The sequence below is a fragment of the Streptomyces lydicamycinicus genome (assembly GCF_000829715.2).
Classification (GTDB): Bacteria; Actinomycetota; Actinomycetes; order Streptomycetales; family Streptomycetaceae; genus Streptomyces; species Streptomyces lydicamycinicus.
In genome coordinates, this window is record NZ_BBNO01000001.1 from 163,335 (window position 1) to 184,998 (window position 21,664).

The 21,664-nt window shown below is 72.4% G+C and carries 20 protein-coding genes; 10 read left to right on the plus strand and 10 right to left on the minus strand.

What is annotated here, in order from left to right; all coding sequences use genetic code 11:
* Positions 1–33: 33 nt before the first annotated feature.
* Positions 34–804, minus strand: a complete 771-nt coding sequence (locus TU31_RS00745) for a TetR/AcrR family transcriptional regulator (RefSeq protein ID WP_042147269.1) — start codon at positions 802–804, stop codon at positions 34–36.
* A 164-nt stretch (positions 805–968) separates the two neighbouring features.
* On the opposite strand from TU31_RS00745, the gene TU31_RS00750 reads away from it, so the two are divergent.
* Together TU31_RS00750 and TU31_RS00755 are read left to right on the plus strand one after the other, a co-directional pair.
* The gene (locus tag TU31_RS00750; RefSeq protein WP_042147272.1) at positions 969–1,946 is read left to right on the plus strand and encodes a daunorubicin resistance protein DrrA family ABC transporter ATP-binding protein; all 978 of its coding nucleotides are present in this window, start codon (positions 969–971) and stop codon (positions 1,944–1,946) included.
* Complete coding sequence (locus TU31_RS00755) at positions 1,943–2,815, plus strand: ABC transporter permease (protein ID WP_042147275.1); 873 nt, start codon at positions 1,943–1,945, stop codon at positions 2,813–2,815. Before TU31_RS00750 ends, TU31_RS00755 begins: the two co-directional genes overlap by 4 nt.
* 75 nt (positions 2,816–2,890) lie before the next feature.
* Here the strand turns inward: TU31_RS00755 and serC are convergent, their stop codons facing one another.
* Both serC and TU31_RS00765 read right to left on the minus strand, forming a co-directional pair.
* A complete protein-coding gene (serC, locus tag TU31_RS00760) occupies positions 2,891–4,009 on the minus strand; it encodes a phosphoserine transaminase (protein ID WP_042147278.1) in 1,119 nt (372 codons plus the stop codon).
* Positions 4,010–4,101: 92 nt separating this feature from the next.
* Entirely contained in the window at positions 4,102–5,148 is a 1,047-nt protein-coding gene (locus tag TU31_RS00765) for a helix-turn-helix transcriptional regulator (protein WP_042147284.1), read from the minus strand.
* A gap of 54 nt (positions 5,149–5,202) precedes the next feature.
* Between TU31_RS00765 and TU31_RS00770 the strand changes: the two genes are divergently transcribed.
* Positions 5,203–6,675: an FAD-binding oxidoreductase gene (locus TU31_RS00770; RefSeq protein WP_042147287.1), complete on the plus strand. Its 1,473-nt coding sequence runs from the start codon at positions 5,203–5,205 to the stop codon at positions 6,673–6,675.
* Positions 6,676–6,747: 72 nt separating this feature from the next.
* On the plus strand, positions 6,748–9,690 hold the full coding sequence (locus TU31_RS00775; RefSeq protein WP_042147290.1) for an FAD-binding and (Fe-S)-binding domain-containing protein: 2,943 nt from the start codon (positions 6,748–6,750) through the stop codon (positions 9,688–9,690).
* Positions 9,691–9,828: 138 nt separating this feature from the next.
* Here the strand turns inward: TU31_RS00775 and TU31_RS00780 are convergent, their stop codons facing one another.
* The 4 genes from TU31_RS00780 to TU31_RS00795 form a co-directional block, all read right to left on the minus strand.
* On the minus strand, positions 9,829–10,548 hold the full coding sequence (locus tag TU31_RS00780) for a hypothetical protein (RefSeq protein WP_158894185.1): 720 nt from the start codon (positions 10,546–10,548) through the stop codon (positions 9,829–9,831).
* A 358-nt stretch (positions 10,549–10,906) separates the two neighbouring features.
* Positions 10,907–11,761, minus strand: a complete 855-nt coding sequence (locus tag TU31_RS00785; protein WP_042147297.1) for a helix-turn-helix domain-containing protein — start codon at positions 11,759–11,761, stop codon at positions 10,907–10,909.
* Between the two features lie 21 nt (positions 11,762–11,782).
* Positions 11,783–12,310, minus strand: coding sequence for a DUF6879 family protein (locus TU31_RS00790; protein ID WP_042147300.1), 528 nt, complete (start codon positions 12,308–12,310; stop codon positions 11,783–11,785).
* Positions 12,285–12,542: a hypothetical protein gene (locus TU31_RS00795; RefSeq protein WP_042147304.1), complete on the minus strand. Its 258-nt coding sequence runs from the start codon at positions 12,540–12,542 to the stop codon at positions 12,285–12,287. Before TU31_RS00795 ends, TU31_RS00790 begins: the two co-directional genes overlap by 26 nt.
* A gap of 710 nt (positions 12,543–13,252) precedes the next feature.
* Here TU31_RS00795 and TU31_RS00800 point away from each other — a divergent pair.
* Complete coding sequence (locus TU31_RS00800; protein ID WP_042147307.1) at positions 13,253–13,660, plus strand: hypothetical protein; 408 nt, start codon at positions 13,253–13,255, stop codon at positions 13,658–13,660.
* Between the two features lie 70 nt (positions 13,661–13,730).
* Here the strand turns inward: TU31_RS00800 and TU31_RS00805 are convergent, their stop codons facing one another.
* Positions 13,731–14,213 carry a nuclear transport factor 2 family protein gene (locus TU31_RS00805; protein ID WP_042147310.1) on the minus strand — a complete coding sequence of 161 codons (483 nt, stop codon included), beginning with the start codon at positions 14,211–14,213 and terminating at the stop codon, positions 13,731–13,733.
* A gap of 66 nt (positions 14,214–14,279) precedes the next feature.
* On the minus strand, positions 14,280–14,480 hold the full coding sequence (locus TU31_RS38410) for a hypothetical protein (protein WP_158894188.1): 201 nt from the start codon (positions 14,478–14,480) through the stop codon (positions 14,280–14,282).
* A gap of 75 nt (positions 14,481–14,555) precedes the next feature.
* Here TU31_RS38410 and TU31_RS00810 point away from each other — a divergent pair, with 75 nt between their 5' ends.
* The gene (locus tag TU31_RS00810) at positions 14,556–15,191 is read left to right on the plus strand and encodes a MerR family transcriptional regulator (RefSeq protein ID WP_042147312.1); all 636 of its coding nucleotides are present in this window, start codon (positions 14,556–14,558) and stop codon (positions 15,189–15,191) included.
* Positions 15,192–15,410: 219 nt separating this feature from the next.
* Here the strand turns inward: TU31_RS00810 and TU31_RS00815 are convergent, their stop codons facing one another.
* A complete protein-coding gene (locus tag TU31_RS00815) occupies positions 15,411–16,280 on the minus strand; it encodes a LysR family transcriptional regulator (protein WP_042147315.1) in 870 nt (289 codons plus the stop codon).
* A 189-nt stretch (positions 16,281–16,469) separates the two neighbouring features.
* Between TU31_RS00815 and TU31_RS00820 the strand changes: the two genes are divergently transcribed.
* The 4 genes from TU31_RS00820 (at position 16,470) to TU31_RS00835 (ending at position 21,664) form a co-directional block, all read left to right on the plus strand.
* Positions 16,470–17,354, plus strand: a complete 885-nt coding sequence (locus tag TU31_RS00820) for an EamA family transporter (RefSeq protein ID WP_245698409.1) — start codon at positions 16,470–16,472, stop codon at positions 17,352–17,354.
* A gap of 184 nt (positions 17,355–17,538) precedes the next feature.
* Entirely contained in the window at positions 17,539–18,342 is an 804-nt protein-coding gene (locus TU31_RS00825; RefSeq protein WP_042147321.1) for a TIGR03084 family metal-binding protein, read from the plus strand.
* A complete protein-coding gene (locus tag TU31_RS00830) occupies positions 18,339–20,069 on the plus strand; it encodes an acyclic terpene utilization AtuA family protein (protein WP_042147323.1) in 1,731 nt (576 codons plus the stop codon). The genes TU31_RS00825 and TU31_RS00830 overlap by 4 nt, the downstream gene beginning before the upstream one ends.
* A complete protein-coding gene (locus TU31_RS00835; protein ID WP_042149698.1) occupies positions 20,066–21,664 on the plus strand; it encodes an acyl-CoA carboxylase subunit beta in 1,599 nt (532 codons plus the stop codon). Before TU31_RS00830 ends, TU31_RS00835 begins: the two co-directional genes overlap by 4 nt.

Here is a 21,664-nt window from a genome sequence, read left to right on the forward strand (position 1 = left end):
CCCATACAGGCACATCCGTCCTGTTTCGTCACCTCATGGTGCGTCCGTTCGGGCGGTACGGGCGGCGATGAGCGCCGCGAATCCGTCCAGGAGCGCGGCCAGGCCCAGTTCGAAGACGGGGGCGTCGCCCTCGGCGAAGGTGTCCTCGTCCAGGGCGGCGAGGGCGGGGTAGCGGCCGCTCAGCATCGCCCGGGACAGCACCGGCTCCTGTGACTGCCAGAAGTCCGCGTTGCTGATGCCGGTCCGCTTCTCGGCGAGCGCGGAGTGCAGCTCGGTGCGGGCGATGCCGGTGAGGAAGCCGCCGAAGGACACCAGGACGTGCATCTTCTCGCGGTCGGTCAGACCGGTGCCGGCCAGGGCGCGCACCGAGTACTCCAGGGAGTCCAGGGCGTTGGGGCCGAGCAGCGGGCGGGCCTGGTCGACCTGGAGCAGCCAGGGGTGCCGGTGGTACTGCCGTCGGCTGGCGTGGGCGAGGGCCTCCATCGCGGGGCGCCAGCCGGCCGCCGGGTCGGGATGGGCGTCGGTGTCGAACTCCGCGACCTTGTCGAGCATCAGGTCGAGGAGTTCGGCCTTGCCCGGGATGTAGCGGTAGAGGGACATGGTGCCGACGCCGAGGTCGGTGGCGACCCGCCGCATGGACAGCGCGCCGAGCCCGTCGGCATCGGCGACCGCCACCGCGGTGGTGACGATGCGGTCGAGGGTGAGGCCCGGCTTGGGTCCGCGGCTGGGCCGGTCGCCGAGGCCCCAGAGCAGCTCCAGGCTGCGCGAGACATCGCCGCTGCCGCTGTGTTCTGTCGTCGTCATCGTGCGGTCATCCTATGCCGCCGGGGGAAAACTGGGTACGCCGTACGCGCAATCGGGTACGGTGTACCCAGTTTCCGATCCGGAGGGGAGCGGCGATGGCCGTCAGCACGAGCGGGACAGGGCGCGATACGCGGAAAGAGGCGGGGCCGGGCGGGACGGTGCGGATGCCGCCGGATGTGGCGGTGCTCGCGGAGGGACTGGAGAAGCGGTACGGCGACAAGCGGGCGCTGGACGGCCTCGACCTCACCGTCCGCCGCGGCACGGTGCACGGCCTGCTCGGACCGAACGGTGCCGGCAAGACCACGGTCGTCCGCATCCTGGCCACCCTGCTGCGACCGGACGGCGGACGGGCGACGGTCGCCGGGCACGAGGTGACCCGGGCGCCGGAGCGGGTGCGCGCCAGGATCGGGCTGGCCGGTCAATACGCCGCCGTGGACGGGATATTGACCGGACGGCAGAACCTGGAGATGTTCGGCAGGCTCTTCCACCTCGGCGCACGCCGGGCCCGCCTGCGGGCCACCGAGCTGCTGGAACAGTTCGGGCTGGGCGACGCGGCCGGGAAGCCGGTCAAGGGCTACAGCGGCGGGATGCGCCGCCGCCTCGACCTCGCCGCGAGCCTGATCCTCGCCCCCGAGGTGCTGTTCCTGGACGAGCCGACCACCGGCCTCGACCCCCGCAGCCGCAACGAGGTCTGGGAGGCGGTCCGCGGGCTCGCCGCGGCCGGCACCACCGTGCTGCTGACCACCCAGTACCTCGACGAGGCGGACCGCCTGGCCGACCGGATCTCCGTCATCGAGCACGGCCGGACGATCGCCGACGGTACGCCCGCCGCGCTGAAACGGCAGGTCGGCGGGGAGAGCCTGCATGTGGTGCTGCACGACCCGGCCGGCCTCCCGGACGCGGTACGGGCCATGGCGCGGGTCGCCGCGGACGGCGTACGGCCCACGGCCGACGAGGCGGAGCGGCGGGTCGGGGCCCCGGTGACGGAGGGCGTGGCGGCGCTGACCGAGGTCGCGCGCACCCTCCAGGACGCGGGCGTCGGCGTCGAGGACATCGGGCTGCGCCGCCCGACGCTCGACGAGGTCTTTCTGCGGCTCACCGGCCGCCCGGCGGCCGGGGCCGGCGAGGAGGCGGCCGCATGAGCGCAGGAACCGTGCTGCACATCCCGCACGACGGCCGTCCCGGCCCGGACGGCCCGGACGGCCCGGACGACGGCCCCGCGCGCCGTCTCTACTGGGCCGTCGCCGACTGCCTGACCATCGTCCGCCGGGATCTGACCCATCTCGTCCGGCAGCCCGTCATCATCGCCTGGCAGCTGGGCTTCCCGGTCGTCTCCGTGGTGCTCTTCGTCTATGTCTTCGGCAGCGCGATGGATGTCGGCGGCGGGGTGGACTACCCGACGTTCGCGATGCCCGGCATCTTCGCGATGACGATCTCCTTCGGTTTCATGAACACCGCGGTGGCCGTCGTCGTCGACCGGGACCGCGGTGTCACCGACCGTTTCCGTTCCCTGCCGATGGCACCGTCGGCCGTGGTCAGCGGGCGCGGGGTCTCCGATGTGATCGGCGCGAGCGTCGATCTCGCGGCGCTGGCCGTGATCGCCGTGATCGTCGGCTGGCGCTCCCACGGCAGCCCGGCCGCCACCCTCGCCGCCTTCGGGCTGCTGCTGCTTCTGCGCTTCGCCCTCATCTGGATCGGTGTCTATCTCGGCCTGCTGGTCCCCAGCCAGGAAACGGCCGGCGGCCTCTACGCCGTCGCCATGCCGTTCGGCATGATCTCCAGCGTCTTCACCCCGCCGTCGATGATGCCGGACTGGCTGGGTGCCATCGCCCTGTGGAACCCGGTCTCCTCGACGGCCGGTGCCATCCGGGAACTCTTCGGCAACCCGGTTGCCACGGGCGGCAGTTGGGTCGAACAGCATGCGGTGCTGATGGCGGTGCTCTGGCCGGTCGCCCTCACCGCGGTCTTCCTGCCGCTGGCGGTACGGCGCTTCCAGCGACTGAGCCGCTGAGCCGGGAGCGTACCCGCACAGCGCACGAGCCCCGGCGGTCATCCGCCGGGGCCCGTGGTGCGCGTACGCCGAGTGCTACAGCTTGCCGATGACGTGGTCGATGCAGGCCGTCAGGGCCTCGACGTCCGCCGGGTCGATCGCCGGGAACATCGCGATCCGCAGCTGGTTGCGGCCGAGCTTGCGGTAGGGCTCGGTGTCGACGATGCCGTTGGCGCGCAGGGCCTTGGCGACGGCGGCGGCGTCGATGCCCTCGTCGAAGTCGATCGTGCCGATGACCTGCGAGCGCTTGGCCGGGTCGGTGACGAACGGGGTGGCGTACTTGGCGTCCTCGGCCCAGCCGTAGAGGGTGCGCGAGGAGGTGGCGGTGCGGCGGACCGCCCAGTCCAGGCCGCCCTGGCCGTTGAGCCACTCCAGCTGCTCATTGAGCAGGAAGAGGGTGGACAGCGCCGGGGTGTTGTACGTCTGGTTCTTCAGGGAGTTGTCGATCGCCGTGGGCAGCGAGAAGAACTCCGGGATGTGCCGGCCGGAGGCGTGGATGGCGCGGGCGCGCTCCAGGGCGGCGGGGGAGAAGGCCGCCAGCCACAGACCGCCGTCCGAGGCGAACGACTTCTGCGGGGCGAAGTAGTAGACATCCGTCTCGCTGATGTCCACGGGCAGACCGCCGGCGCCGGAGGTGGCGTCGACCAGGACCAGCGCGCCCTCGTCCGCGCCCGCGACGCGCTTGATGGGCGCGGCGACACCGGTCGAGGTCTCGTTGTGGGTGAGGCCGTAGACGTCCACGCCCTGCTCGGCGACCGGGTCCGGGTGGTCGCCCGGGTCGGCGGAGATGACGGTGGGCTCCTCCAGCCACGGCGCCAGCTTGGCGGCCTTGGCGAACTTCGAGGAGAACTCACCGAAGCTGAGGTGCTGGGACTTGCGCTCGATCAGACCGTGCGTCGCGATGTCCCAGAAGGCGGTGGAGCCGCCGTTGCCGAGGACGACCTCGTAGCCCTCGGGGAGCTGGAAGAGGTCACGTACACCGTCGCGCACCTTGCCGACCAGGTTCTTGACCGGGGCCTGGCGGTGGGACGTGCCGAGAAGGGAGCTACCGGTGGCGGCGAGGGCGCCGAGCGCCTCCGTACGCACCTTGGAGGGGCCCGCGCCGAAGCGTCCGTCGGCGGGCTTGATGTCAGCGGGAATCTGGATATCAGCCACGGGGGAAGCCTAATCCGTCGCGCTGCGGGCTCCGGCGGCGCGTCCAGCGGGTGAGATGCCGGCCGCCCATACGGTGGACGGCCGGTGGCGGCCTACACGGACGGGGCGTCCGCGGCGTAGACGGCGGTGAGCGCGGCCGCGGCCTCGGCCATCACCCGGCGGGCCTCCGGCGGCGCGAGCACTTCGAGGGAATCGCCGAACTGGAGCAGCTGCCGTACCGCGGGGAGGACGGGGTAGGCCAGGTCGAGGACGGCCCAGTCACCGGACCCGGGCCCCTCGCCGTCCCCCGCCCCGTCGCCCTCACCCGTACGGGGCGGCCCGGTCAGCGCCCCGCCGAGGATCCGCACCGCCAGATCCAGCCGCTCGCGGCGGATCCGGGCGGTCACCCGTACCTCCGCCGGCCGGTCCTCCACCTGGCGCCGCAGCTGCTGCCACACCGCGGCCAGCTCCACACCCGCGCGGCGCCGTACGGGGACCTCGGTGAGGGTCGCGGACGCCACCCGGTCGGCCCGGAAGAGCTGCGGTCTGCCGCGCCGGTCCGCGACGAGGTACCAGGTGCCTGCCTTGGCCACCAGCCCGTACGGGTCGACCGTGTAGGTCCGCAGCCGGGTCTCGCCGCTGTGGCGGTAGCGGATCCGCAGCCGCAGGTCGGTGAAGACGGCGGAGTGCAGCACATCGAGGTCCACCGCGGGGCCGCGGCCGGAAGGCCCGCCGTCCGGGGCGGCGGCGGACGACGGGCGGGGCATCCACTTGTCCGGGTCGACCAGGATGCGGCGGCCGGCCAGCTCCGCGGCCGGCCGGTGCGGGGCGGGCAGCGCCGCCATCACCTTGCGCAGCGCCGACCGCAGCGCGTCGTCCAGACCGAGCGCGGAGTGGGCGCCCTGCGCCGCCAGGATGAACAGGGCCCGCGCCTCGTCGGCGGTCATCCCCGTGACATCCGTACGGAAGCCGGGCAGCAGCGCGATACCGCCGTGCCGCCCGCGCTCGGCGTAGACCGGCACACCGGCCGCCGACAGCGCCTCGACATCGCGGTAGACGGTCCGGGCCGAGACCTCCAGCCGCTCGGCGAGCTCCGCGGCCGGCACCCGGCCGCGGGTCTGGAGGAGCAGGACGATCGAGAGCAGACGGGCCGACTTCACACCCGGATTTATATATGACGGCCGGTGTCAGGTTATCGCGGCAGAGTGCCGGGCATGGAGATCAACGACCTCGTCCAGCCGTCCGCCCCCGCACTCGACCCCGCCGCCCTCGCCGCGCTCACCGACCGGGTCCGGGGCCCGGTCCTGTTCCCCGGCGACGACGGCTACGACGCCGAACGGTCCGGCTTCCAGCTGGCCCGCCGGCACCGGCCCGCCGTGATCGTCGGCGCCCGGTGCGCCGAGGACGTCGTCGCCGCGGTGCGCTTCGCCCGCGCACAGGGCCTGCCGGTCGCCGTCCAGGCCACCGGGCACGGGCTGTCCGCGGCCACCGACGGCGGGCTGCTGATCAGCACCCGGCGGATGGCCGGGGTGCGGGTGGACGCGGCGGCCGGCACCGCGCGGGTCGAGGCGGGCGTCGTCTGGGGCCAGGTCGTCGACGCGGCGGCCCCGCACGGCCTCGCCCCGCTCAACGGCTCCTCCCCGGGCGTCGGCGTCATCTCGTACACCCTCGGCGGCGGCGTCGGGGTGCTGGCCCGGACGTATGGCTTCGCCGCCGACCAGGTCCGGTCCGTCGACCTGGTCACCGCCGACGCCCGGCCGCGGCACGTCACCGCGGACACCGACCCCGAGCTGTTCCGGGCGCTGCTCGGCGGCGGCCACGGCCTGGGGGTGGTGACCGCGATGGAGTTCGGACTGGTGCCGGTGGCCCGGCTGTACGGCGGACAGCTGGTCTTCGGCGGCGAGCAGATCGACGAGGCGCTGGCGGAGTATCTGCGCTGGACCGAAACCGTGCCGGACGAGCTGACCTCCTCGCTCGCCCTGATCGCCTACCCGGACCTCCCCCAGCTGCCCGGGTCGCTGCGCGGCCGCTACCTGGCACATATCCGGATCGCCTATACGGGGAGTGCCGCGGAGGGCGAGCGGCTGGTGGCGCCGCTGCGGGCGGTGGGGCCACGGGTGAGCGACGACCTGCGCGAGATGCCGTACACCGAGTCGCACACCATTCACCGGGACCCGGCCGATCCGCATGCCTACGACGGTGACAACGCGCTGCTCAGCGGGCTGGACGCGGCCGCGCTGCGCCGGGTGGCGGCGCTGACCGGACCGGCCGCCCCGGCCATGTGTGTGGTCCAGCTGAACCATCTCGGCGGCGCGATGGCCTCCGGCGGCGCCGCGGCCGGCACCGTCGGCCACCGGGACGCCCGGTTCGCGCTGCGCGTGCTGTCGCCGCTGGCCGGCGCCGCGGAGGACGGCTCCGGCAGCGAGGGGGCCGACGCCGCCCTGTCGGCCGTGCGGGCACTGCACGCCGAGGCGCTGGCGGCCGTCGCGCCCTGGCGGCTCGGCCGGAGCGTGAACTTCCTCTTCGGCCGGCACGGTGACCGGCCGGACGCCGAAGAGGTGGCACGCAGTGTGCACGACACCGGCGCGCACCGGCTGCTGGCCGGGCTCAAGGCCCGCCACGACCCGGCGAACCTCTTCCGCTTCCACCCCGCCGCCGCGCCGGCCGCGGCCGCCGTTCCCGCCTGACGGCACGGAAACTCTCCCGGCGATCGGGCCTGCCGACCCCCATGAACCCGCCCCAGTGGGCAGGCTGGAGTCATGGCTGATCGTACGGAGACGGAGAAGCGGGATCTGGCGAAGGAGTTGGCGGCCGCGGTACGGGGCGAGGTCTCGTTCGCCGCGGCCGACCGGGCACTGGTGACGATGGACGCGTCCAATTACCGGCGGGTGCCCAGAGCGGTGGTCGCGCCCCTGGACGCCGAGGATGTCGCCGCGGCGCTGCGGGTGTGCCGGGAGCACGGGGTGCCGGTGGTGCCGCGCGGCGGCGGGACCAGCATCGCGGGGCAGGCGACCGGCGTCGGGGTGGTGCTGGACTTCACCCGCCACATGCGGCGGATCGTCTCGCTGGACCCCGCCGCCCGCACCGCCGTCGTCCAGCCGGGCGTCGTCCTGGACGACCTGCGCTCGGCGGCCGCCGCCCACGGACTCACCTTCGGCCCCGACCCCTCCACCCACAGCCGCTGCACCCTCGGCGGCATGATCGGCAACAACTCCTGCGGCTCGCACTCGGTGGCCTGGGGCACCACCGCCGACAGCGTCCGCGAGCTGGAGCTGCTGACGTACGGCGGCGAGCGGGTACGGGCCGGCCGCGGCACGGACCCCACCGGCGCCCCCACCGGACTGCCCCCGCGCCTGAGGGACGGCGTCAAAGCCCTGGTGGACGGCGAGTTGGCGCTGCTGCGCACCGGCTACCCCGACCTCCCCCGCCGGATCTCCGGCTACGCCCTGGACGCGCTGCTCCCGGAGAACGGCACCGACCTGGCCCGCGCCCTCACCGGCAGCGAGGGCACCCTCGGGGTACTGACCGCGGCGACCGTACGCCTCGTGGAGACCCCCGCCGCCCGGGTCCTCGCCGTCCTCGCCTACCCCGACGAGAGCGCCGCCGCCGAGGCCGCGCACACCCTCCTCCCGCACCGGCCGATGACGGTCGAGGGGATGGCCGCCGACCTGGTGGGCGCCGCGACCGGGCTGCCCAAGGGCGGCGCCTGGCTGTTCGTCGAGATGGGCGGCGGCAGCCCCGGCGAGGCGGCGGCCCGTGCCGAGGCGCTCTGCCGGGCGGCCGCCGCCGACGGCAGCACCGACCACACCGTCGTCACCGACCCGGCCGGCCAGCGCGCCCTGTGGCGGATCCGCGAGGACGCCTCCGGCACCGCCACCCGCCTGTCGGACGGCAGCGAGGCCTGGCCCGGCTGGGAAGACTGCGCCGTACCCCCCAGCCAACTCGGCCCGTATCTGCGCGACTTCCGCGCCCTGCTCACCCAGCACGGCCTGCGCGGCACCCCCTACGGCCACTTCGGTGACGGCTGCATCCACATCCGCATCGACTTCGACCTGCTGACCGCCCCCGGCATCCGCCGCTTCCGGGACTTCTCGACCGACCTGGGCGACCTGGTCGTCTCGTACGGCGGCTCGCTCTCCGGCGAACACGGCGACGGCCAGGCCCGCGCCGAACTGCTCCCGAGGATGTACGGCCCCGAACTCGTCGGCGTCTTCGAGCGGTTCAAGTCACTCTGGGACCCGGCCGACGGCCTCAACCCCGGCATGCTCGTCCGCCCCGCCCGCCTCGACGAGAACCTCCGCTTCGAGGTGCTGCCCAAGCGCCCGGTCCCGGTGGAATTCGGCTACCCGCACGACCACGGCGACTTCTCCGCGGCCGTACGGCGCTGCGTCGGCGTCGCCAAATGCCGCAACGCCGCCACCGCTCCGGGCTCGGCGGACGTCATGTGCCCGTCCTTCCGCGCCACCGGCGAGGAGCAGCACTCCACCCGCGGCCGGGCCCGCCTGCTGCACGAGATGCTGGCCGGCGAGGTGATCACGGACGGCTGGCGGTCGCCCGAGGTGCGCGACGCCCTCGATCTCTGCCTCTCCTGCAAGGGCTGCCGCAGCGACTGCCCCGTGGGCGTCGACATGGCCACCTACAAGGCGGAATTCCTCCACCACCACTACGAGGGCCGGGTGCGCCCCGCCGCCCACTACTCGATGGGCCGCCTCCCCCAGTGGCTGCACGCCGCCGCCCCGCTGGCCCCCGCCCTCAACGCCCTCGCCCGTACACCGCTGGCCACCGTCGCCAAACGCCTCGGCGGCATCGCCCCCGAACGCCCGATCCCGCCACTGGCCACCGAGACCTTCATCCGCTGGTGGTGGCGCCGCCGGAAGACGACGGCCGGGGCCGGGGCCCCGTCCGGCGGCCGCACGGTCATCCTCTGGCCCGACACCTTCACCAACCACCTCTCCCCGGAGGTCGGCCGCGCCGCCGTCCGCGTCCTGGAAGCCGCCGGTCTGCGCCCCCTCCTGCCACCGACCGCCCCACTACGCCAACCCGGCGGTGCCCTTCCACAGCCCGCCCTGCCCCGCCTCCACCGCCCACCCCTGTGCTGCGGCCTCACCTACGTCTCCACCGGCCAACTCGACCAGGCCCGCCGCGTCATGCGCCGCACCGTCGAGGTCCTCAGCCCGCTCCTCCAGGACGGCCACCCCCTGGTCGTCCTCGAACCCAGCTGCGCCGCCGCCCTCCGCACAGACCTCCCCGAACTCCTCGCGGACGACCCCCGAGCGGCCCAACTGGCCAACTCGGTCCGCACCTTCGCCCAAGCCCTCGAAGAACTGGCCCCCGACTGGCAGCCCCCACGCATCGACCGCCCCGTAGCCGGCCAGACCCACTGCCACCAGCACGCGGTCCTCGGCGACGCCCCCGACCGCCGCCTCCGCGAACGCGCCGGCCTCACCGGCAACCTCACCGGCGGCTGCTGCGGCCTGGCCGGCAACTTCGGCTTCGAACGCGGCCACTACGACGTGTCGGTGGCCTGCGCGGAGGACCAACTCCTGCCCGCGGTCCAGCAATCGCCCGAGGACGCGGAAATCCTCGCGGACGGCTTCTCGTGCCGCACCCAGCTCGACCAGCTCGGCGACCGGCCGGGGCGGCATCTGGCGGAGGTACTGGCGGAGGCGTTGGGGGAGGCGGGGGAGCCGGGGACGCCGTGAGAATTGGGGAGGTGAGCAGAGACCGTGGGGGCCTTCCCGGACCGGTGGTAGATCTCGCGATCCACACCGGTCCGGAAGGCCCCGTGCCGCCCGCCACGGAAGGGAAGCGGCGGGCGGTGTGCTGTGCGGCCGGCAGCGTCAGGCGGGGCTCTTGTTGCCGCAGAGGGTGGTTATCTCCTCTTCGGTCATCGGGCGGGACTGCTTCCGGAACGCGTAGTACGTCACGTCGGCCTCAACGTCCGTGAACTCACGCGGCGGGAGACCCTTGACGGAATCCCCTGCGTACGACCAATTTCCGCGCAGTGTGTTGGTGACCGGAACCCTGTCCAGCCAGTAGCGCGTGTAGGTCTTGTCCTGAGTGACCGTGTCGGTCATGCCCGTGGTCTTGGTGTGGACCCGGTTGTAGTCGATCCTCGGCGTGGCTTCCACGCCCATGACGGCGGGAACCTTCAGGCCCATGCTGATGACGATGCCGTTGCTCTCGGTCTCCGACTGCGTGTAGCTGAAGTTGCCGAGGCTGTCGCAGGCATCGTGGAAGTCCCCCATCCTCTCCGGCGTCCCCTCGGTCGCCTCGCCGACGAACGTGCCGTTGGTGACGGTGCACTTGTCACCGCAGGTCGAGAGGAACTCAGCGCGCTTCTGAGGGTCGTCCATCGGGTCGGGCCCGGGCGCCGGGTTGTAGGAGCCCTGCGCCGACGACATGAGCCCCCCGCTGCTGCCGAAGCCGCCAGGCCCATCCGCCTGGGCCGGGGTGACGGTCAGGCCCAGTGTCGCCGCGATGGCCATCGCTCCCACCGCGGCCGCTTTCGCCCGCCGGCCTCTGCTGGACGGGAGAACGTTGCGTACTCGTCCGTTCATTTCTGCTCCCCTTACTTCCACCTGTAACGCGGAGTGCGTCCTGCTGCCGACCACGCAGCGGATACGGATTGCCACTGCGGCCGGCACGCAATGAGAATCGGCCGCGTCACTCACAGCCGGCTCACAAGCCGCTCATGTGGCGCCGTTCGCTCGTCGAGCCGATCCGTCCGAATGCGTATGTGCACCCCTCCGCAGCAACTGACCGCAGAGCGCCGTGGATTGCTGCGGCAAGGCCATCCGTGGCCCAACGGAATTCAGCATGCTGAGGACGCACCGCATGCAGAAGCTGTCGCGGCGCCCGCAGGCAGGGGCATCAGGCTGAAGAGATGGAGGTTGATGGCGTGAATGTATTGCGGATTCAGGTCAACGCTTCGAGCGCCCTTTGAATGAGCGCCCGCGCCTCGACGCCGTACACGGCCATGCTGCGCAACTGCTCGAAGGACTTCAGGTAGAGAGAGATTTCGGAGGGCTGCTTGACTCGTACCCGTGCTGACACCAGCTCGACCGACACCAGAGTGTCGTCGTAGACGTGGAAAGTCTCGCGTGGTCCCAGCACGCGGTCGTGGGTTGCCATGGGGATGATGCCGAGTGACACGGATGGCAGGGAACCGGCCGTAAGAATGGAGCCGAGTTGGCCGGCCATCGTGTCCGCGTCTCCGATGCGGTAGTGGAGCACTGCCTCTTCCAGGAGCAGTACGAATCGGTGTCCGGGCTCGTGGATGACGCGGGAGCGCTCGACCCGTGCCTGCGCGGCTTCCGCGCTGTCGTCGTAACCCAGCCCCCGGAATTCGGCGGCCCTCCGCAGAACCGCGGCCGCGTAGCCCTCGGTTTGCAGAAGGCCGGGAACGAGGGTTGAGGAGTAGACCCGGAACAGCGTGGTCTGACGGAAGAACTGCACGGAGCGGTTCTGCAATTGTTTGAGGCCGTCGCGCACCTGGTGGCGCCATTCGGTGTACATCGACTCGGCGTGCAGCGACAGAGTGATCATGCCGGCCGCCTCGCCCTCTGCACCACAAGCGTCGCACCACAGTCTGATGTCGTTGGGGGAAGACGCGGTGCGGGCGTTCTCGATGCGGGACGTCTTGGCATGGTGCCAGACGCACCGACCGGCCAGGTCGGTGATCGTCAGTCCTGCCTCTTTGCGGAGGTCGCGAAGCCGCACGGCGACGGCTTCGCGTGCGGCTTGCGCGGACGAGGAAGGAGAGGCGGGCATGAGGGAGCGTGGTGGCCTTTGCTAGCGGATTTCGTACTGCTCATGCGGGACGGCGCGTGCCCACACAGCCTCGAAGGCTTCCGAGCAGAGCTTCGCCGTGGCCGGGTCGTCGGCAATCTCCGGGCCTCCTGAGGAGCCATTACCAGCGAAGTGGTTCCACCGGATCAGGCGGCCGTCGAAGAGCCAGAAGTCGTTCCCCGGTAGAGCGATGTCGGAGGCGCGTCGACGGGACAGCCACCGAACCTGTTCGCCGGCGGAGAGATTGACTGTGGTCCCGGCGTACTCGAACCGAATGTAATCGGAGACCGGCTCGGAAACGATGCGTGCCCGCTGGACGATGACGCCCCGGGAGACGGCCCGTGAGACCAGGTCGACCCAAGGTGCCCAGTGGGCCGAATGGCGGTCGGTATCCCGCTGACCGGTGCGCTGCCACGTGGTGAAGTCATCGGCCTCGCCGCTGACTCCATAGGTGTCACGCATTTCGAGGTGCACCGCTGAGTGCTCAGCGGCCTCCAACATGCTGCTAAAGCTTGGCACGTTCTGCGGCATCGCACGCCTCCCTCAGGATCGGCACCAACCGGGGCGGGACACGGATGACCGACTCATGGTCAGGGATGAGCTGGGCGTGCCCGGGCGCATTGTTCTGCGCACACAGGGCTCGTGTGGCGTCGTTGGCCGTGTAGCTCTGGATCACGATGTCCGCGTTCTCAGGATCCACCCAAGCGGTCGGGGACTCGTCGATGTGTGAGTCCGGGTCGACTCCGATGAACTGGAGGTGCACGTCAGCCTCCAGTGAAGGGTTGGGCAGGGGGCCTCAGAGGTCGCCTCGCGGCCGGTGTCGACGACGTGTGGGGCCCTAACGGTCCTCTGGTTTCACAGGCTCCGCAATGTGCGCTGAGGTGCACCACAGTTGCGAGGAGAGACGGCTTGAGGCAAGGCGGAAGGCAGCCAACTCACCTGTATGTGGGGCTCTCTGCACATCGCTGCACATTGATGGCAACGGCATGCCTGACGCTTCTAGCGTCGTCATCCGGCGTAGCACTGTGCCCGCCATCGCGCGAGGCACCAGGTGGCGTCGTAAGCGCGATTCAAGAACGGGCCCGGCGCAGGTACGGCGGCCCGTAGAACCCGCTGGCTGTCACCCAGACGGCTCTGACGAAAACTCCCGCCCCGGCCGCCATTCCCTGGCAGGACACGGCCGGAGCGGGTGGGCCCACGAGGGGCCCTCGCAAGTGCACGACGACGCGCGGACCGACCGTGCGTCGACTCAGCACCCGAGGAGATGACCATGCGCTACCGCCTCGACCCGGTCAAGTACGGCGGCGACGAGGACGACAACCAGGGAGGCAACCCCAACGGTGGCTGCGGCGACGGACAGGGCTGTGGCCGTCAGTAGTCCGTGAACCGTGGGCGGCCCCGGCCCGGGCCTCGGGTGGGGGCCGCCCATTCGGACCAGTTCACGGAGTGGAACGTGCGACATCAGGGAGCGAGATGGCCGGACCTCACCACCACGCCTACGTCTGGCTCGGCAGCGGTGATGTCCTCGTGAAGCCGGGGGACGCGCACCGCCGGCCGGATCACCCGGAGTTCCGCTCCGCCCAGGTGATGCCGCTGGTGTGCGCGGACTGGCTGCTGAAGCCGGCCGACCGGATCGAGGCGACGTTCGAGGAGCCGAAAGAGGCAGCTGATTGGTACGCCGCGCAACTTGCCCACTACGCGGGGCTCTTCGTGGGCTCGTATCCGCCGGAACGGTCGTACGAGGAGACCGTAAGGGCGCTGTCCGCCGGTGAGGACCGGGTCGGGGGCTGGTGGGTGAGCGGCGGGCGGTTCCTCTCGCTGAACCTGATCGCCTGTAGTCCGCACCGGGTGCGACGGGATCTCGCGTGTCCGCTGAGGTAGCCGACCCAGGGGACCCCTCTTTGCCGTCCCCGGCCGGAGTGTCGCAGGGGGACGACCGTGAGGAGTTCGGTTAGTCGGCCGTGGTGAAGGCGTGGAGGGTGTCCTCGCCGGTGGACCACCAGACGCCGAGTCGTTGGCGGGTCAGGCGCCATCCGTCGGTGTGGCGGGTGTACTCCCAGGCGTAAGGGCCGCCCATGGCGTAGGGCGAAGTGGTCGTTTCGGGGCCGGTGACGGCCACGAACCACATGTAGCCGATGCCGGTCGCCCGGTCGCCCCGGACCTCGAAGTCCATGTTGAGGATGTGGTGCTGCATGGTGGTGTATGGCGCCTCGGCCTCCACGACCTTGGCCAGGATCGCCTCGCGGCCGTGGAGGTGTTCCCACGGACCGAACTCCAGGACCGCGTCCTTGGCCCAGCACTCGATCCAGGTGCGCCAGTCCTTGCGGTCCAGCGCCCGCCAGCCGTGGATCATCAGCGCCCGCAGGGACTCCTTGTCCTCCAGGCGCTGGAGACGTGGGGCGAGGGCATCGTCGTGGGCGGGGGTGGTGGACATGTTGCTCCTCTGAGGGGGCCGGATGTTCCGGAGACGCCGGATGCGGCAACTCTGTGCCGCCGACGGCTACTTCTCCAGGGCTGGCCGACGCCGGGTGCCGCACACCCAGGCACGGGGCGGGTGGCCGGAGCTCCCCTCGCGCCGCCCCTGAACGGCCCCGCTTGCCAGCCGCTGTGCCGCGCGCTCGCCGCGGCGGCCCACGGGCTCGACCACGTCGCCCTCCGCGGCGGCCGTGACCCGTCGCTCGGATATCGGTGCAATGCCCATGAGATTCTCCGTCCCCTTGGACGGCGACGCCATTCATGCTTGGATAGTTTCACTGTCCAATGGAGGTGCAAGAGCATGCGGCTGGCGGAGCTGAGCGAGCGCAGCGGGGTGTCGACCGCCACGATCAAGTACTACCTGCGCGAAGGGCTGCTCCAGCCAGGACGCCGGGTCTCCGCCACCCAGGCCGAGTACGGGGAGGATCACCTGCGGCGGCTGCGCCTGGTGCGGGCGCTGATCCAGATCGGCGGGGTTCCGGTGGCCGCGGCGCGCGAGGTGATCGCTGCCGCGGAGGACGAGTCGCTGGACCACCACCTGCGGCTGGGTGCGGCGACCCGGGCGCTGCCCTGCGCCGAGCGGCCCGCCGAGGACGACCCGGCGGTGGAGACCGCCCGCCGCTCGGTGGCGGCGCTGCTGGAGCGGCTGGGGTGGTCCTCCGGCCGCGGCCCGGACCTGCGCAACCCCGCCCACCGGCGGCTCATCGACTCGGTCGCCGCGCTGGTCCGGCTCGGCTACCCCTGCGACACCGAGCAATTGCTGCCGTATGCGCAGCTGGCGGCGCAACTGGCGGTCACCGACCTGGACATGGTCGAGGAGCAGCCGACCCCGACCGGGCAGATCGAGGCGGCCGTCGCGCTGACGGTGCTGTATGAACCGGTGCTGCTGAGCCTGCGGCGGATGGCCCACGCGGAGGAGTCGGCCCGGCGGTTCTGAGGCGTCTCCGCCCCGTACGGGACGGCCCCCGGCTGGGACGGCCCCGTCCGCGATGACCCCCGTCCGTGACGCCCCCCCGTCCGCGACGGCCACCGTCCGCGATGACCCCGGCTGCGACGGCCCCCGGCCCCCGCACCCCTGCCCCCCTCGCCCCCGCCCGCGCCCCACCCCCCCGAACCGTCAAACCCCGCCGCCCCGCGCCCCTACCACCCCCGACGCTCACAACCCCCCGCCGTGCCGCCCCATCACCTCATGGGCCAGCCGGATCAGGTCCGGGATCCGTGGATGCCCGGGGCCGTCGCGCCAGGCGATGACGACGGGGACGGGTGGGGCGTCGGTGAGGGGGACGTAGGCCATGGCGGGGTGGGGGTGCATCTCGGCGGTGGCGGAAGTGGTGACGCCGACGGCGCGGCCGCCGGTGATGGCGGCCAGCCAGTCGTCGGTGTTTCCGATGGTGATCGTGGCCGCGGGGCGGGCGGACGGCGGCCACAGGTCGAGGGAGGTGATCCCGGAGACGGTGTTGACGGCGATGGTGCGGTCGGCCAGGTCCGCGAGGGAGAGGGCGGTGCGGTGGGCGAGCGGGTCGTCGGCGGGCAGTCCGGCCACTCGGGGCTCGGTGGTCAGCCGCTCGGTGATCAGGCCGGGGGCCAGGACCTCGCCGCGCAGCAGGGCCGCGTCCACCTCACCGCGGGCGAGACCGGCCGTGCGGTCGTCGATACGGAGGAGTTCGAGCGGGGTCGCCGGGTGCTCCTCGTGCCAGCGGCGCAGCAGTGCGGTGGTGTCCGTACCGGCGCCCGCCCAGGCGTGGCCCAGCCGCAGCGGCCAGGCGGTGCGGTGGGCGTAGCCGAGCGCCCGGTCGAAGGCGGCCACCGCGACCGCGGCCCGGTCGCGGAAGGACAGCCCGTCGGGGGTGAGCGCGAGGTGATGGGTGGAGCGGTCGACGAGATGGACGCCGAGGGCCTGTTCCAGCTGGCGCAGGGTGCGGGAGACGGCGGGTTGGGTCAGGTGCAGCCGCTCGGCGGCGCGGGTGATGCTCAGGGTGTCGGCGATGGCGAGAAAGCAGCGGAAATGACGCAGCTCGATGCTCATGCGCGCGGAGCATAACAACAGGGGAAAAGGCATTTCACGGACCGGAACGGCGGGCCGTAGCGTGGTGGCGTGAACGCTTCGCCCGAGACTCCCGATGGCGGTACGCCCGCTACCCCCGCCCCTTCCGTCGACACCGCGCCCACCCGTGACGGGGGGCTTGCGCACCCGATACCGCCGTCGCCCGAGGTGCTGACGGCGGAGGCGCAGGCCGGGAGAGCCGGCCGGGTCGGGGCGGGCGGGCGGCTCGGGTCGGTGGCGCTGGTCATCGGCGGGATCGTCTCGCTCCAGTTCGGCTCGTCGGTGGCGGTACTGCTCTTCCCGCGCGCCGGTGCGCTGGGTGTGGTCACCCTGCGGCTGGTGGTCGCGTCGCTGGTGCTGCTGGTCGTCTGCCGTCCCAAGCTGCGCGGATATACGCGGGGCGACTGGGCCACGGTGCTGGCCTTCGGCGTCGCACTGGCCGGGATGAACTCGCTCTTCTACCAGGCCATCGACCGCATTCCGCTGGGCGCCGCGGTCACCCTGGAGTTCCTCGGGCCGCTGATCCTGTCGGTGGCGACCTCCCGCCGGCTGCTGAGCCTGGTGTGGGCGGCGCTGGCCCTGGGCGGCGTGGTGCTGCTGGGGCGTGAGGGGTTCGACGGGCTCAACCTCACCGGGGCGGCGTTCGCGCTGGCGGCCGGCGGGCTGTGGGCCGCGTACATCCTGCTCTCCGCCCGTACGGGACAGCGCTTCCCGCAGGCGGACGGACTGGCGCTGGCGATGACGGTCGCGGCGCTGCTCAGTCTGCCGTTCGGCATCCTCAGCGCGGGCTCCGCCCTGATCGACCCGGTCACCCTGGGGCTGGGCGCCGCGGTCGCCCTGATGTCGTCCGTCCTGCCCTACACCCTGGAACTGCTCGCCCTGCGCAAGCTGCCGGCCGCCGGTTTCGCGGTGATGATGAGCCTGGAGCCGGCCGCCGCGGCCACCGCCGGATTCCTCGTCCTGCACCAGGCGCTGGGCTGGGCCGAGGTGCTGGCGATCGGGCTGGTCGTGCTGGCGAGTGTGGGCGCCGTACGGAGCGCCGGGGCGCACAGCTGAGCCATGGGCCGCCCGCGGCTGCCCCGTTGGCAGCCGCGGGCGGACCGGAACCGTCGTGGGAAAAAATCATGCAGGCGTGCTTGATTGTTTCTGTCGGCGCTGCCACGCTCGGACCCGTACCGCACCAACGCCTGTCAACCTGCCCTGGCCGTAGGCCACATGGGGCCGATGAGGGGAGTGTCGCGTGTCCGATCCCGGCGCCGTACTGGCGGATCTCAGGGCGGAGAGCGAGGAGCTGGACGCGCTGGTCGCGGGGCTGCCGGCCGGGCGCTGGGCGGCCCCGACGCCCGCCGAGGGCTGGACGGTCGCCCACCAGATCGCTCACCTGGCCTGGACCGACCGGCAGGCGCTGCTCTCGGCCACCGACCCGGAGGGCTTCGTACGCGCCGCGCGGGAAGCCCTCGCCACGCCGCTGACCTTTGTCGACGAGGCCGCCGAGGCCGGTGCGCTGACACCTCCGGCGGAGCTGCTCGCGGACTGGCGGGCCGGCCGCGAGGAGCTGCTCCGGGCGCTCAGGGAACGGCCCACCGGGGAGAAACTGCCCTGGTACGGCCCGCCGATGAGCGTGGCCTCGATGGCCACCGCGCGGCTGATGGAGACCTGGGCGCACGGGCAGGACATCGCCGACGCCCTGGGTGCCGTCCGGCCGCCCACCGCCCGGCTGCGGCATATCGCCCGGATCGGTGTCCGGACCCGCGACTTCGCCTATGCGACGCATCAACTCACCCCGCCCGAGGAGGAGTTCCGGGTCGAGCTGCGGGCGCCCGACGGCACGGTGTGGGAGTACGGGCCGCCGGATGCCGCCCAGCGGGTGACCGGTACGGCGCTGGAGTTCTGTCTGCTGGTCACCCAGCGGGCGCACCGCGCCGATCTGCCCTCCGTACGGGCCGAGGGGGCGGACGCGGAGCGCTGGCTGGAGATCGCACAGGCCTTCGCGGGCCCGCCGGGCAAGGGGCGGACGCCGTCCGGGAAAGCCGCCACCTCATGAGCGACGACGGCGCGATACGCCCCATAGGCGCCGACCCCGCCGTCCTCCGTGTCGGCAATGCCTCCGGCTTCTACGGCGACCGCTTCGACGCCCTGCGCGAGATGCTCACCGGCGGCCCGCTGGACGTGCTGACCGGCGACTATCTCGCCGAGCTGACCATGCTGATCCTCGGCCGGGACCGGCTGAAGGACCCCACCCGCGGCTATGCCAGGACCTTCCTGCGGCAGTTGGAGGACGGGCTCGGGCTGGCCGCCGAGCGCGGCGTGCGGATCGTCGCCAACGCGGGTGGGCTGAATCCGTCCGGACTCGCCGACGCCGTAAGGGAGTTGGCGGACAAGGTCGGGGTGCCCGTGCGTGTGGGGCATGTGGAAGGTGACGATCTGCTGGCGCGCGGAGGGTGGGGCGAGGGGGTGCTGACCGCCAACGCCTACCTGGGCGGCGCGGGGATCGCCGCCTGTCTGCGGGCCGGCGCCGACGTGGTGGTGACCGGGCGGGTCACCGACGCCGCGCTGGTCAGCGGCGCGGCCCAGGCGCACTTCGGCTGGCGGCCACAGGATCTGGACCAGCTGGCCGGGGCGGTGGCCGCCGGGCACGTCCTGGAATGCGGCACCCAGGCCACCGGCGGCAACTACTCCTTCTTCGACGCCCATGACCTGCTGCGGCCCGGCTTCCCGCTCGCCGAGATCGCCGCCGACGGCAGCGCGGTGATCACCAAACACCCGGGCACCGGCGGCGCGGTCACCACCGGCACGGTCACGGCCCAGCTGCTCTACGAGACGGCCGGTGCCCGCTACGCCGGGCCGGATGTGACGGCGCGGCTGGACACCGTACGGCTGACGGAGGAGGCGCCGGACCGGGTCCGGATCGACGGCGTACGGGGCGAGGCGCCGCCGCCGGCCCTCAAGACCGGGCTGACCCGCCTCGGCGGCTGGCGCAACGAGGTCACCTTCGTCCTGACCGGGCTGGACGTACCGGCCAAGGCCGCGCTGGTCCGCCGGCAGATGGAGGCGGCCCTCGACGCGGCGGAGCACCGCCCGGCCGAGGTGCGCTGGACGCTGGCCCGCACCGACCGGGACGACGCGGCGGTCCAGGAGGAGGCCAGCGCACTGCTGCGCCTGGTGGTGCGGGACCCCGACCAGGACGCGGTCGGGCGGGTGGTCAGCGGCGCCGCGGTCGAGCTGGCGCTGGCCAGCTACCCCGGTTTCCATGTCACCGCGCCGCCCGGCAAGGGCACCCCGTACGGGGTCTTCGAAGCGGTGGCGGTGGACGCGGCCGAGGTGCCGCATCGTGCCGTACTGCCGGACGGCACCCATATCCACGCTCAACCGGCGCCCGAAACCCGGGAGTTGGTGCGACTGCCCGACCCGCCGCTCCCCGAGCCGCTGCCCGCCGGGGCCACCCGGCGCGGGCCGCTCGGCCTGGTCGCCGGAGCCCGCAGCGGCGACAAGGGCGGCTCGGCGAACGTCGGGGTGTGGGCCCGCACCGAGCCGGCCTGGCGGTGGCTGGCACACGAGCTGACCGTCGAGCGCTTCAGACAGCTGCTCCCCGAGACCGCGGACCTGCCGGTCGACCGGCACGTACTGCCGAATCTTCGCGCGCTCAACTTCGTCGTCGACGGGCTGCTCGGTGAGGGTGTCGCCGCGCAGGCCCGGTTCGATCCCCAGGCCAAGGCCGTGGGGGAGTGGCTGCGTTCGCGGCACATGGACCTACCGGAGGTGTTGTGGTGACCGTGCTCGGAACCGGGCTCGATCCGTCGGGCGCCGAGTACGCGGAGCGTCGTACGGCGATGCTCGCGAAGCTGGCGGAGGTCGAGGAGGCGCACGCCAAGGCGACCGAGGGCGGCGGGGAGAAGTACGTCGCCCGGCACCGCAAGCGCGGCAAACTGCTCGCCCGGGAGCGGATCGAGCTGCTCCTCGACCCCGACACCCCGTTCCTGGAGCTGTCGCCGCTCGCGGCCTGGGGCAGCGATTACCAGGTCGGCGCCTCACTGGTCACCGGCATCGGGACCGTCGAGGGCGTGGAGTGCCTGATCACCGCCAACGATCCGACGGTGCGCGGCGGCGCCAGCAACCCCTGGACGCTGAAGAAGTCGCTGCGGGCCCACGAGATCGCCTTCGCCAACCGCCTCCCGGTGATCTCGCTCGTGGAGTCCGGCGGCGCCGACCTGCCCAGCCAGAAGGAGATCTTCATCCCGGGCGGGGCGCTGTTCAAGGACCTCACCCGGCTGTCCGCGGCCGGTATCCCGACCGTCGCCGTGGTGTTCGGCAACTCGACCGCGGGCGGTGCGTACGTCCCCGGGATGTCCGACCACGTGATCATGGTCAAGGAGCGCGCCAAGGTGTTCCTGGGCGGCCCGCCGCTGGTGAAGATGGCGACCGGCGAGGAGAGCGACGACGAGTCGCTGGGCGGCGCCGAGATGCACGCCCGCACCTCCGGGCTCGCGGACCACTTCGCGGTGGACGAGCCGGACGCGCTGCGCCAGGCACGGCGGGTGGTCGCCCGCCTCAACCACCGCAAGGCGCACCCCGATCCGGGCCCGGCCGCCCCGCCGAAGTACGACGAGGACGAGCTGCTCGGCATCGTCCCCGGCGACCTCAAGGCCCCGTTCGACCCCCGCGAGGTCATCGCGCGGATCGTGGACGGCTCGGACTTCGACGAGTTCAAACCGCTCTACGGGCCGAGCCTGACGACCGGCTGGGCCGAGCTGCACGGCTACCCGGTCGGCATCCTCGCCAACGCCCAGGGCGTGCTCTTCAGCGCGGAGTCCCAGAAGGCCGCCCAGTTCATCCAGCTGGCCAACCAGCGCGACATCCCGCTCCTCTTCCTCCACAACACCACCGGCTACATGGTCGGCAAGGAGTACGAGCAGGGCGGCATCATCAAACACGGCGCGATGATGATCAACGCGGTGTCGAACTCGAAGGTCCCGCATCTGTCCGTCCTCATGGGCGCCTCCTACGGCGCCGGCCACTACGGCATGTGCGGCCGCGCCTTCGGCCCCCGCTTCCTGTTCGCCTGGCCGAGCGCCAAGTCCGCCGTCATGGGACCGCAGCAGCTGGCCGGGGTGCTCTCGATCGTCGCCCGCGCGTCGGCCGCCGCCAAGGGGCAGCCGTACGACGACGAGGCGGACGCCGGGCTGCGCGCGATGGTCGAGCAGCAGATCGAGTCGGAGTCGCTGCCGATGTTCCTGTCCGGGCGGCTCTACGACGACGGCGTCATCGACCCGCGCGACACCCGAACCGTCCTCGGCCTGTGCCTGTCCGCCCTCCACAACGCCCCGGTCGAGGGCGCGCGGGGCGGCTTCGGCATCTTCCGGATGTGA